This is a genomic window from Dyadobacter sandarakinus (genome assembly GCF_016894445.1).
GTDB classification, from domain to species: Bacteria; Bacteroidota; Bacteroidia; order Cytophagales; family Spirosomataceae; genus Dyadobacter; species Dyadobacter sandarakinus.
In genome coordinates, this window is sequence record NZ_CP056775.1 from 4,103,445 (window position 1) to 4,116,555 (window position 13,111).

Annotated in this window: 10 protein-coding genes; 7 read left to right on the forward strand and 3 right to left on the reverse strand. The window is 49.6% G+C overall.

Annotation, left to right across the window (positions count from 1 at the left end; translation table 11 throughout):
• Positions 1 to 232: 232 nt before the first annotated feature.
• On the forward strand, positions 233 to 571 hold the full coding sequence (locus HWI92_RS16615; RefSeq protein ID WP_204657344.1) for a PadR family transcriptional regulator: 339 nt from the start codon (positions 233 to 235) through the stop codon (positions 569 to 571).
• Positions 568 to 3,174, forward strand: a complete 2,607-nt coding sequence (locus HWI92_RS16620) for an ABC transporter permease (protein ID WP_229248132.1) — start codon at positions 568 to 570, stop codon at positions 3,172 to 3,174. The genes HWI92_RS16615 and HWI92_RS16620 overlap by 4 nt, the downstream gene beginning before the upstream one ends.
• A gap of 133 nt (positions 3,175 to 3,307) precedes the next feature.
• Here the strand turns inward: HWI92_RS16620 and HWI92_RS16625 are convergent, their stop codons facing one another.
• Positions 3,308 to 5,299: a T9SS type A sorting domain-containing protein gene (locus HWI92_RS16625; protein WP_204657346.1), complete on the reverse strand. Its 1,992-nt coding sequence runs from the start codon at positions 5,297 to 5,299 to the stop codon at positions 3,308 to 3,310.
• Positions 5,300 to 5,476: 177 nt separating this feature from the next.
• Here HWI92_RS16625 and HWI92_RS16630 point away from each other — a divergent pair, with 177 nt between their 5' ends.
• The 3 genes from HWI92_RS16630 (at position 5,477) to HWI92_RS16640 (ending at position 8,252) form a co-directional block, all read left to right on the forward strand.
• Positions 5,477 to 6,448, forward strand: a complete 972-nt coding sequence (locus HWI92_RS16630) for an aldo/keto reductase (protein ID WP_204657348.1) — start codon at positions 5,477 to 5,479, stop codon at positions 6,446 to 6,448.
• Positions 6,449 to 7,276 (forward strand): helix-turn-helix domain-containing protein, encoded by an 828-nt coding sequence (locus HWI92_RS16635; RefSeq protein ID WP_204657350.1) that lies wholly within the window; start codon positions 6,449 to 6,451, stop codon positions 7,274 to 7,276.
• Positions 7,277 to 7,427: 151 nt separating this feature from the next.
• The gene (locus tag HWI92_RS16640; protein WP_204657352.1) at positions 7,428 to 8,252 is read left to right on the forward strand and encodes an alpha/beta fold hydrolase; all 825 of its coding nucleotides are present in this window, start codon (positions 7,428 to 7,430) and stop codon (positions 8,250 to 8,252) included.
• A 36-nt stretch (positions 8,253 to 8,288) separates the two neighbouring features.
• Here the strand turns inward: HWI92_RS16640 and HWI92_RS16645 are convergent, their stop codons facing one another.
• Positions 8,289 to 8,870, reverse strand: a complete 582-nt coding sequence (locus HWI92_RS16645) for a Crp/Fnr family transcriptional regulator (RefSeq protein ID WP_204657354.1) — start codon at positions 8,868 to 8,870, stop codon at positions 8,289 to 8,291.
• Positions 8,871 to 9,096: 226 nt separating this feature from the next.
• On the opposite strand from HWI92_RS16645, the gene HWI92_RS16650 reads away from it, so the two are divergent.
• Positions 9,097 to 10,164: an SDR family oxidoreductase gene (locus HWI92_RS16650; protein WP_204657356.1), complete on the forward strand. Its 1,068-nt coding sequence runs from the start codon at positions 9,097 to 9,099 to the stop codon at positions 10,162 to 10,164.
• 132 nt (positions 10,165 to 10,296) lie between these two features.
• Here HWI92_RS16650 and HWI92_RS16655 read toward each other — a convergent pair whose 3' ends face one another.
• Entirely contained in the window at positions 10,297 to 11,976 is a 1,680-nt protein-coding gene (locus HWI92_RS16655; protein ID WP_204657358.1) for a T9SS type A sorting domain-containing protein, read from the reverse strand.
• Between the two features lie 645 nt (positions 11,977 to 12,621).
• Here HWI92_RS16655 and HWI92_RS16660 point away from each other — a divergent pair.
• Positions 12,622 to 13,050, forward strand: a complete 429-nt coding sequence (locus HWI92_RS16660; protein ID WP_229248134.1) for a PA2169 family four-helix-bundle protein — start codon at positions 12,622 to 12,624, stop codon at positions 13,048 to 13,050.
• The last annotated feature ends 61 nt before the right edge of the window (positions 13,051 to 13,111 follow it).

Consider the following 13,111-nt stretch of genomic DNA (forward strand, 5'->3'; position numbering starts at 1 on the left):
AAGTCTCTGAGCAAGAAGCTTGTCATTTCCCGGTTTTGAAATCTACCATTTTCAACTTCCAGCAACTTGCAACCTTCCCGCCCTGTACTGTTCATTACCGGACACAGCACTGTCCCGGCGTGAACAACATTTTTTCCCGGAGTAAATCCCGAATGCATTATCAGCCCAATTTCGGCCTTTTTAAATATGGCATGCATTTATACGATAAAATATAAACTAATCATTTTCTGAGATGCGGAGGACGTATTTGGGTGAATTTGAAGAGCTCGTGCTTTTGATGATCGCGATCCTGGAAGGTGACGCTTACGGCGTGACGGTTTGCCAGGAAATTGAGCAGCAAACAGGCCGGATCGTCACTTTTGGCGCAGTACACAATACATTGATCCGCCTGGAAGAAAAGGGCTTTGTGACCTCCGGGCTGGGCGGCGCAACAAATGAGCGCGGGGGCAGGCGAAAACGCCTTTTCCAATTAACTACCCTCGGAAAAACCGCATTGACCGACATACAGGAGCTGCGCAACAAGCTCTGGAAGCTCATACCGGATGCCTCCCTCAAACTGAGCGGAATATGAACACGCCCCACCCCCCCCGCTGGGCAAAAGCATTGCTTCGCTGGCTGCATCCGGACAATACGATTGAAGAAGTAGAGGGAGACCTCGATGAGCTGTATGCCTATGCCTACCTGCATGCAGGAAAAACCCAGGCGCTGCTCCGCTATCTGCTCAATGTCGCGTCTGTACTTCCGCCCTTTGTACGCAGGCGCCGCACCTACTCAAAGTATGAACCATCATTTTCTCTTAGCCCTGATATGTTAAAAAACTACTTCAAAATCGCCTGGCGAAACATTGTCCGCCAAAAAGCTTATGCTGCCCTGAACATTGCCGGCCTATCCATCGGCATGGCCTGCAGTATTTTGATCCTGCTCTGGGTTCAGAATGAGCTGAGTTACGACCGCTTCCATTCAAAGGCCGATCAGATTTTCAGGCTTACCTGCAGTGCGGGGGATTTCAGGGCGGCTGTGAGTGCTGCGGGCATGGCGCCCAACCTTCAGGCTGCATTGCCCCAGATTAAAAGCGGGGTACGGATCAGCAAAAGGATACCAATGATTTTTGAAGCAGGTGAAAAGAAACTGGAAGAAAAACGGGTCATCTATGCCGACTCCAACTTCCTGACCTTTTTCTCCTTTCCGCTCCTGGCCGGCAACAAAGCCACCGCCCTGCACGATCCGGGAACGATTCTGATCACAGAAGAAATGGCTGTAAAATATTTCGGCACCAGCAATGCAGTTGGTAAAACCATCCGCATTGACAACAAAGAAAACTTTACAGTAGATGGCGTCCTGGCCAATACACCCCCTAATTCGCACCTGCAATTCGACTGCCTGATTCCTATGAAAACCCTGGCAAGGACGAGCACGGACCTGCAAAACAATACCTGGAACAACTTCATATTTTTCACCTATCTCGAACTGGACGCCCAAACCGCAGCATCAGCACCGGCCCGGCAAAACCTGATCAGGCAGATTTTCTCGATCTTCAAAGCGCATGGCCAGGTCATTAAACTTAATTTCGAGTTGCAGGCACTGACGGACATTCACCTGCATTCCAACTACCAGCTGGATGTAGCCGGACATGGTAACATCCAGTACGTCAACATTTTTTTCGTCATTGCAATTTTTATTCTGGTGGTTGCCTGCATCAATTTTATGAACCTGGCTACAGCGCGCTCTGAGCGGCGCGCCAAGGAAGTGGGATTACGGAAAGTGGTGGGTGCAAATCGCTATCAGCTGATCTTTCAGTTCCTGGGGGAATCGCTCATCTTCTCATTTTTGTCCCTGGTCATCGCGATTGGGATCGTGTTTGCGATGCTTCCCATCTTTAAAATGTTGACCGAGAAAAGTCTTTCCATCCATTTGCTCGACGGAAAATTGCTCCTGAGCCTGATCGGCATTGCGGTGTTGACGGGGTTGCTCTCGGGCAGCTATCCTGCATTATTTCTCTCGGGTTTTGCTCCGGTAAAAGTCCTGAAAGGAAAGCTAAGGGTCGCCGGCGGAAATCTGATTTTCAGGAATGCGCTGGTCGTTACGCAATTTGTAGTGGCCATCGTGCTGCTGGTCGGTACGGCGGTGGTTTACAAGCAACTCGATTTTATCAAAAAGCGGAACCTGGGTTTTGACAAATCCAATATGCTGTACCTGCCGATGAACGGCGACCTTTGGGGAAAACAGCAGGCTTTAAAACTATCACTGGAGCAAAATCCGCTCACAGCAAATTTCACCATCATCTCCTACCTGCCCACTGCCGTTGAATCCGGAAGTGTAGACGTTGTCTGGGATGGACAAACCATTGCCAATCAGGTTGTCTTTCCGTCTCTGGATGTGGATGAAAATTTCATTGGGGTTTTTAAAACAAAAGTGCTGGCCGGACGTGGCTTCGACAAATCATTTGCGGGCGACAGTTCCAGCTACATGATCAATGAAAAAGCCATGCAGATCATGGGCATGAACATCGGAAACGCGGTAGGAAAAAGTCTTTCTCTGGGCGGTATGAAGGGGACGATTATCGGGGTAATCAAAGACTTTCATTTCAAATCGCTGCAATATGCCATGGAGCCGCTCATCCTCCGGAAAAATACGTGGGGCGGTGTCGTTATGGTCCGCACGACTGCCGGTCGTAACGAACAAACAATTAAGGCACTCGAAAAAATAAACCAGGAACTCAACCCCTCATTTCCATTCAGATTCGGCTTTTTGGACAAAGACCTTGACAACCTGTACCGCAGCGAGCAGCAGATGGGTAACATTTTCAACCTGTTTGCCGGCCTGGCCATTTTCATCTCCTGCCTGGGCCTGTACGGATTGTCTGCCTTCATGGCCGAGCAGCGCACCAAGGAAATCGGCGTACGCAAAGTCCTGGGCGCAACTGTTGCCGGGGTGGTGGGCCTGCTTTCCCAGGATTTCCTGAAACTGATACTGGTCGCCATCGTAATCGCATCTCCGATCGCCTGGTACGCCATGAACAAATGGCTTCAGGGATTCGCCTACCAGACAACCCTTGAATGGTGGGTCATTGCACTGGCGGCGATCGCAGCGACGGGCATTGCATTGTTCACCATCAGTTTTCAGAGCATCAAAGCCGCACTGATGAATCCGGTGACAAGTCTGCGGAGCGAGTAAAGTACCTCCCAAGAGTAATAACAAAGAAGGGTCACTGATGCAGTAACCCTTCTTTGTTTACGTGGTAATACGGCCCGGCTATTTTCTACAATGTTCTTAGTGATGATCAGGTAATTATTCAACAATGTACAACCTACCGGGCTACAACGATCTTACGGGAAGTTTCGCTGCCATTTACATCTGTGATTTTTACAAAATACAAACCTGCCCCAAATGCCTCCGCACTCAGATGCTGTACAGGTTTTTTACCTGATTTGTAAACTACTTTTCCCTGCACATTCACAATCTCCACGCTTTTAACTTTCGTCCAGTCCGGGGTCTGCAGGTGGATCATTTCCGTTGCGGGATTGGGATAAACATTTACCTTAAAACCAAGTTTGAAGCTCACCCGCTCCACTTTTGAATATGCAAAAGTCCCGTCCGTATCGATCATTTTCAAGCGGTAGTAGTTGTCACCATTTGCAGGACTCGGATGGACAAACTGATAAGTATGCAATCCTTCATTTTCGCCCAATGCATTCACCGCCCCGATGTGGTTCCACGCTTTTCCATTCATACTGTGGTGAATTTCAAAATGATCACTATGGATTTCGGTGGCCGTTTGCCAGGTGAGCAGCGTGGTGCTGGTTTCTTTTTGGGCAGTAAAAGTGGTAAGTGTGACAGGAAGCGGACTATCAGGCGCAAGTTTCACGAGCCAGGGGTCAGCAAGTCCATTTCGCGGAACAGTCCGGTCACCGGGAATGCTCTGCAGGCCCGAACTGGACTGTCCCAGGAGCAGGTAACCGTTGTCAGCTGTTTGTACCACTGCGTTCAGGTAATCCCCTCCGTCGCCGCCGATGGTCTTGTCAAAAATCTTTTCCCATGCAGATGAGAATTTCATCAGCCAGAAGTCGCCAATGCGATCAGAGTCATCATGATACCTGAGATCTTCGGTTTTATCAAAACCTGCACCGGAACTTGTTGTTCCGCCAATCAGATATTCGCCGCTACCGGTGCGTTCGATGCAGGTAAGATAGTCATCAGCAGCTCCGCCGATGACCTTGTCCCAGAGCTGGTTTCCGCCATCATCAATCTTGATCAGCCAGAAATCGTATGCTCCATTACTGTCTTGTGATTTGCCCTGGCCTTCGGGAGAAGATGAGCTGCCGGCAAGGATATAGTTACCGTCTGTATAAGGAAGAATACGACTAAGCATATCATCACCGCTTCCCCCAAATATTTTTTGCCACTCCTGGGTTCCGGTTGATGATAACTTCATAACCCAGATGTCACGGCCGCCCCTGACCGTCTGGTCACCGCCGGTCATCGGAGCCGTGTAGCCGCCGACCAGGTATCCTCCGTCAGCGGTTTGCCGGATAGACCTGCAATAATCAAATGCGTCAGTACCAAAAGTCCTGTCCCACTCTTTCTCACCCAGCGCCGAAACTTTAACGATCCAGTACTCATCCAGTTCACCCTTCGAATCCTCGGATTTGTCTCCGCCTTTTGGAGAGCTATAAGTACTGCCTCCGATGATATAACCGCCATCGGCAGTTTGCAAAATGACGCTGGCGGCGTCATAGGATGGACTGCCAAAGGTTTTATCCCATTGCTTTGTGCCGTCCGCTGTCATTTTAACAATCCAGAAATCGCTGCCGCCCCTGTCGTTTTCACTTTTGTCACCACCTGCTGTACCCCCTGCAGTGCCAGCTACCATCAGGCCCCCGTCAGCCGTTTCAATGACCGAACTTGCCCATGAGTCGTTGTCTGCAATGAAAAGTTTTTCCCAGACGGTTTGTCCCTCCGGATTAATTTTCATCACCCGCATGTCGGGATGATCTCTCCCTGCGCGGGCGCTCGACTGACCGGCCATTACGTAGTTACCGTCCGACGTTTTGACCATACTGCTGAAATCCGAAACTCCGTCCTGCTGCGTAGTATTACCATAGGCTTTGTCCCATTGCACCACGGGCAATTTCGGGAAGCTGATCTCCGAAGAGTCGAACATCACCGTTCTGATCTCGGAATAGGTAACATTATCGTAAACGTCAATCATTTTGAGGCGGTAGCGGTTTTCGCCTGCTGCGGGCAGATTGTGCGTAAATGCATAGTCATGTATACCGGTGCCCTGCGATTTCAATGTCATGATGTGATTCCACGACCACTCATTTTTACCATGCTGTACCTCAAACCGCTTGTTGTAAGAACCGGCAGTAGTCTGCCAGGTGAGCCGGGCTGTGATGGCTGTCCCTGAGCCGTACAGACAAAATGTTTGAGCCGTGGAAGCAACTGGACGCAGGCTGGCGGATGTGATATTTGTATCATGAAAAACATCAGAAGAATCCAGCTGGGCCAGAATGGCCCGTCCGTGTCCAAACTTGGTTTGGGCTGTATGCGCATGTCATCCATCTGGGGCGGCTCCACGCCACACGAAACAGAAAGTATTGCCACGATCCATGAGGCACTCGATAATGGTATCAACTTTCTAAATACCGGCGACTTTTATGGTGCCGGCCATAATGAAATGCTGGTGGGCAAAGCCGTCAAAGACAGACGTGAAGAGGCATTCATCAGTGTAAAGTTCGGCGCCATTTTTCACAATGGTCAGTGGCTCGGGCTGGACCTGCGCCCTATCGCGATCAAAAACTTTATCAACTATTCGCTGACCCGCCTGGGCATTGAAACAATTGACCTGTACCAGCCCAGCCGGATGGATAACAGCGTGCCGGTGGAAGACATCATCGGAACCGTTGCCGACCTTGTGAAGGAAGGAAAGGTACGTTACATTGGCGTATCAGAAATTACAGCAGACCAACTGCGCAAAGCCTACAGCATTCACCCTATCAGTGCCCTGGAAATCGGGTATTCCCTGGCCGACCGGCAAATTGAAAGCGAACTGCTGCCCACAGCAAAAGAATTGGGAATCGGGATCGTGGCTTTTGCCAATACGGCCGAAGGATTGCTCACAGGCGAACTGAAAGCCCCGCTGGCGGAAAATGACTACCGCAATCATTTCTCGCGTTTTCAGGGTGAAAATCTGATCAATAATCTGGAAAAAGCAGCAGTCCTGAAGCAACTGGCCGACCGTAAAGGATGCACGCCTACACAGGCCGCCATCGCCTGGGTAAATGCGCAGGGAGACCATATCATGCCTTTGGTGAGCATGAGCCGCAGGTCACGTTTGCCGGAAAACATGGCAGCCATGGATATTGTATTTTCGCCGGACGAAATGAATACGTTAAATACTACTTTTGCAGCAGGTGCTATACTTGGCGGCACTTACTTACAGCGCTAAATGACCAGTCCAGCCGAAATCCTCCCGGGTGTAATCTTCTACTCGTACCTCTCCGCCGAGCGTAGGGAAAAGGTTTGTTTCTGGAACCATCATACCCTGGTATTGCAGGTTTCGGGACAGTTTACCCTCGAAACCTCGTCGCAGAAAATCTCGATGGCCGGGGGACAAATGCTGCTGATAGGCAAAAACCAGCTGGGTACACTCACCAAAACCCCGGTACCCGGTGGTCACTATGAAACAATCGTCATATCCCTGCAGGAAGACCTGCTGCGCAGGATTGTACTGGAAGAGAAGCTGGAAGCAGAGCGCGAATACATCGGTCCGCCCAATATGCTCATTCCATCCAATGAATTCCTGCAGGGGTACTTTCAGTCGATCGTGCCTTACGCACGAAGCTCGGGCGCGGCCATGACAGACGAAATGGGCATCCTGAAAGTAAAGGAAGGCGTCAAGTTGCTGCTGCTTGCCCTGCCAGGGCTTCAGAATTTCCTGTTCGGCTTTTCGGAACCCAGCAAAATAGACCTGGAAAAGTTCATGCTGAGCAACTACCACTTCAATGTTCCCGTTGAAAAGTTTGCACAGCTTACCGGCCGCAGCCTGGCGGCTTTTAAACGTGATTTTCTGAAAACCTTCGGTACGCCGCCCCGTCACTGGCTGCTGGACAAACGCCTGACCGAAGCAAGGCACCTGATCGAAACCAAACATCAGAAACCCTCGGCCATTTACCTCGACCTGGGGTTTGAAAGCCTCTCCCATTTTTCACATTCCTTCAAGAAAAAGTTTGGAAAGGCACCTACCGCGCTGCATCATGGTGTTTTGCAAAACTGATGTACGGACGCACCAAACAGCGTGAATGCTGCAGACTGGTGAAAGCCGGCTTAATCCGCTGAAATGCTTCATATTCAGGACTCAACATTTTATAATAAAGCTGCGTAATGGAGAGCAATGGTTTACCGGATATCTCATTTAATCCATCAGGATGCAGCGACTCTCCTACTTTCTTGTACTCAGCCTTCTTCTTGCGGCCTGCGAACCGCACCGGAAATCCGTACCATACGGTTCAAACCAGGGGAAATACCTGACGATACGCAACACCAGAATTTACTACGAAATATATGGAAAGGGCACTCCGCTCCTGCTCCTGCATCCGGGCCTGGGATCAATCGAGCATTTAGCCGGCATGATACCGAACCTTTCGGAGCACTTCCGGGTGATTGTCCCGGATGCGCCCGGACATGGCAGATCCGGGCAGGCAGACAGTTTGAGCGGTGAACTGCTGGCCGATTATTGTTCAGACATCATTGACCAGCTACAACTGGATAGTGCTTACGTGATGGGCTGGAGTATGGGAGGAAACACCGCATTGCTGCTGGCAGCAAAAAGACCCGACAAGATCAGGAAAGTGGTAAGCGGCGCCTCCAATTCCAAATCCAGCGGCCTGACGGACGAAGGCCGCGCCCTGCTCGAACAATATACCGTGGAAGCTGTGAAGGAAGATCAGGACTGGCTGCAGAATTACCAGCGCCTCAATCCCCAGTCCGATCAATGGGTTAAATTCTGGGAGGACAATCAGAAGATGTGGAAACGCGAGATCAAGATTTCAGACGATCAGCTTGCGGGCATTGACGTACCTGTCCTGCTGATCCGGGGCGACAGGGACATGATCAAACTGGATCACAGCCTTAATATTTATCGATTGCTCCGGAAGGGCCAGCTATGCATTTACCCGAACGTTGGTCACGAAATGCCGGATGAAAAAGGCGAGATGCTGTGCCGGACCGTTGTTGATTTCCTGAAAGAGTAACCCCGTATTACATACCGGGTATCATGCAGAAAGGTACTATTTACGCGTAGCAAGGTTCTTTTTGATACGGCTAAGGGTTTCCGGTGCAATGCCCAGGTAGGATGCAATCAGATTTTGCGGAACACGCTGTATCATCTTGGGATTGGAGGACATTAAGGCTACATACTTTTCTTCTGCAGAATGACTGATAGAGCTCATCAGGCGCTTCTCTTTGGTTACAATGCTGTTTTGATAAAGAATGCGAAAATATCGGTCCATCACCGGCACCGCCAGTGTAAGTGCTTCATAATCCTCCCGTGAAATCATGAGCAGCTCCGAATCCTCGATCGCATCAATATTGAATACGGACTGTGCACCCGTCAGAAAACTGTTGAAGTCAGACAGCCACCAGCCTTCCCAGCCAAAAACGCTCATGTGCTCGTCGCCCCGGCTGTCCACATGATAGGTCCTGAGCAATCCTTTGGCGATAAATGCCAAATGCCGGCAAACATCTCCTTCCTGCAGTAAGTACTGCCGCTTTCTTAATCTTCTGGGTACAAAAAAAGTTTGGATCGCTTCTTTATCATGCGCCGATAGCGGCACTTTATCCTCAATATGACTGAAAAGGACATGGATCATAAGACCGGTTGCATTTTTTGTACAACAAAGATAGGTTCTGATCCTGAGTGATGTATTACAAGATCCGTTGCACGAGTTGATCTGCATCAACCGCATTACTTGATGCAGATCAATCCGCCGCAGGTGCGGGCAGGGTACCTTTGCAGGGAAACAGAGGAAAGCCGTGAACTAACAAAGATGTTGAAACACAAAGCTTTATAAGTACTAATCATTTAATACTCAGCAGATGACAAACATTGCACTGGTAGTAGGTGCCACCGGCATAACCGGCAGCAACCTGGCCGAAACACTTATCAAAAAAGGTTGGACAACCTATGGCCTTTCCCGTAATGCCGGTACCGGCCTCAGCGGACTCATACCTGTATCAGCAGACCTTCTTAATCCCGATGACCTGAATGCCAGCCTCCAAGATCTCGCCCCGACACACGTTTTCATTACATCCTGGATGCGAAACGATACGGAAGCCGAAAATATCCGCGTCAACAGCGCTATGGTCCGCAACTTACTGAATGCACTCGCTCCCAGGAAGTCCGTACAGCATGTTGCGCTTGTTACCGGCCTCAAACACTATCTCGGACCCTTCGAAGCATACGCCCAGGCCGGTACTTTACCCGAAACGCCCGTGCGCGAAGAACATCCGCGGCTCGACCTGGAAAATTTTTATTATGCACAGGAAGACGAAGTGTATGCAGCGGCAGCCCGGGATGATTTTTCGTGGAGCATTCACCGCCCTCATTCGGTGATCGGCAAAGCTGTCGGCAACCTGATGAACATGGGAACCACGCTGGCAGTTTACGCATCTGTTTGCCGGGAAACCGGAAAGCCATTCCATTTCCCGGGCTCATCCGAACAATGGAATGGTTTGTCGGACGTCACGGATGCCAGGATCCTGGCTGAGCATATGATCTGGGCATCTACCACCAAAGCTGCTCAAAATGAAGCATTCAATGTTGCAAATGGGGATGTGTTTCGCTGGAAATGGCTTTGGAAGCAAATAGCCGGCTGGTTTGAAATTGAGCCTGTAGGTTTCGACCAGATGATTCATCCACTTGAACAAGCCATGGCAGGCGATGCTGAGATCTGGAAGGAAATTGCGCTGAAATATAATCTTAAGGAAACAAGGATTGATCGTCTGGCTTCGCCATGGCACACCGACCTCGACCTGGGCCGGCCGATGGAAGTGATGACCGACATGTCCAAAAGCCGCAAACTCGGTTTCACGGTTTACCAGGATACCCGTGACTCATTCTTTGATTTGTTTGAAAAGCTCCGCACAGAGCAGCTGATTCCCTAGTAAACTGCGCAGCCAAGCTTTCATATGCATGATGACCGGCAGCCGGGAAGGTTGCCGGTCATCATGCATATATATCAGGATAAAAATTCAACTTGGGCACGGCTATGCATTAATCCGGCTGACCTACGCGGCTTAATGGTTGCCTGCCCCCTTTTCTTTGTGAATCCTTGCACTCACCACCTGGCCGTTTGCCAGTACGACCCGCGCAAAGTGCAGGCCGCCTGACAGGTTTTCCACATTAATGCCTTTTTGATGATCGTAAGCACCCCTGTGGATCAACTTGCCTGCCTGTGTGTATAGCTCCACCTCCCTGACCTCCGAGTGATTGATGCCATGCATGAAAAGTTTGGATGATACCGGATTGGGGAAAACAACCAGTTGCACGGAAGGCTTAAAGTGCACGTTGGCAATGCTGGAATAGGCAAAGCTACCGTCCAGATCAACCATTTTGAGCCGGTACATATTGGAACCCGGAAGAGGTTGTTCATGGGAAAAGGAATACTTTTGCACAACGCTGCTTTTACCCTGGGCGGAAACAATTCCCAGTTTTTTCCATGATTTTGCATCCAGGCTGTGCTGCACTTCAAACTGCTTTGTATTGATTTCGGAGACGGTAGTCCACTGCAAAAGCACATGCTCCTCCCTGGCTGCCGCATCAAAGTTTTGCAAGGTGACCGGCAACGCAAGGCAGGCATAATACACGTCATTGTAGCTGGCACAACCCGGCGCATTTCCCTCGATCAGCATGAAATCCTCGCCCTGTTCCTGCTGGTAATTGCATACCGGCAGCAGACTGCAGGTTGCCAGCTGGGGGTTTTCGGTAATGGTAAGGAATCTGCTCACAAGGCCTTGATTCCGAGCTCCGATTGACACCAGGTTTTTTAAACCGGTGAGATTGGAGAGCAGGGGATTCTGGGTCAGGGTCAGATTTTCCCCGATACTGCTGAGCTGCTCCAATCCATTGACATTTTCCAGCAGGGCATTTTTGGTCAGATCCAGCGAGCCGAGCAATGTGGAAAGACTGTCGAGACCTTTGAGATCAGGCAGCGCAGTTTGATTAAATATAAGATCCTGGGCTACAAAAACCAGACTTTTCAGTCCCTGCAAGCCCGTAACAGGTGCATCCATGATCGTCAGGGATCCCTGGTAAATGGAAGGCCCGGGTATCGTACTGCCGATGCTGTCCAGCTTTTCCAGTCCTGCCAGATCTTCAAGCTTCGAGACTCCCAGGATGGAAAGCGAGCCGTCAATGTCGCCCAGGCTGGCAAATCCCTGTATACTGGTCAGTTCGTGGAGGGTATTCAGGAATACCGAACCTTTTACCGAAGTGATGTTTTCAAGTCCATCCAGATTTATTAACCCCAAATCATAGAGGTCAATGTTCCTGCCGATGCTGCGCAAGTTTTTCAAAGCTGCCAGTGTGGTGAGCCTGGGACTTGTATTCACGGTAAGATCCATTCCGATGGCGGTCAGGTTTTCAAGTCCGCTCAGATTAGTAAGCGCTGTATTATAGGTGTACAGGCTACCGCCAATGGTTTGCAGGGTTTCCAGGCCCAGGAGGTTGGGGAGTGTGGCATTGTCGTTAATTGCAAGGTCACCTGCAATGCTTGTAATTCCCTGCAGACCCTGCAAGTTACTAATGTCATCTTCCCTGATGACTAAGCTGGCTTTAAGGGCTGTGCATCCCGGATACGTCGTAGAAAAATTATTAACGGCACTCTGGGTTTCCAGAACGATGTCCCTGTCTGGGCATTGCGCGCTGAGCATACCGGCCCAGGAAAGTAAAGTCAGAACGAGTAATGTTGCTTTCATGATTGTGTAAGGTAAGTTTGAGACCCGAGTATGGCATTTTAGCTATAAAAGATTGACATTAACAGGCTTATACTGAAAATGTTACTTAAATAAGTACCAGGAATTACAGGCAGGATTAAAACGGAAATGGTTGCAGCAACAAGGATCTGGATTGTACATTCCGGATTACGGAGGTGCCCAATTATTACTCCGGAAAAAACTGACCACAGTTTTCAACAAGTTCGACGTGGGGCCATGGGTAGTCTGTTACTCACTTCAACATGGCTGCAGGAGCTCCGTCTCAATGTGCCTAATCATGAAATTTTTGCTGACCCCAGCCAGGAATAAACGCACCACTAAATTTCGGGCTGTTGTCCCAACCCGGGTGAAAGTGGCATTAAATTTCTGATAGTGTTTGAAAATTTTATCCGATTTTCTCGACGTTATTTGGAAGGGTGGCTCACAAGGCCACCTTTAACTATTTTACAAGCGCAGCCCGGCAGTCAGCTTCCCGGAAAGCAGCGGAAAACTGGTTTCTGATGATTTGTAAATGCAGAAAATAGCATTTATGGCACGCATTCACAAGGCTCTGGCACGGTATTCGCATATTCACCCATATCATCAAACTTAAAAATTGTTATGGCCGCAACAACAAACGCAACTGGCTTGATAAACGAACTGATTGAACTGAATAACGACCGCGTAGCAGGTTTTGAAAAAGTAATTGCAGACATCAATGATGAAAACATTGATCTCAAAGCGATATTTCAGGAATATGCACAGCAAAGCCGCAAAAACGGTCAGGAGCTGGCAGCTATCGTAGGATCGGTAGAAGAAGTAGAAACTGATAACAGCGTAGCCGGCACATTGCACCGTGCATGGATTGACGTAAAAGCACTATTTGGCGGCAGCGACCGTGCGAGCATCCTGTCAGAGGCTGAGCGCGGAGAAGACGCCATTAAAAAAGCTTATAAAGAAGCTCTGGAAAGCACCGATCTTCCGGTGGGGTCCGTAGACGTCATCAGAAGCCAGGCACAGGGAATCAATGCCGCTCACGATCGCATCAAAGCATTGCGTGACGCTGCAAAAGCCTGATTTCAACAATAATCAAGCAAAAGCCATCCTTGAAAAGGGATGGCTTTTTTTATTGGGTCAA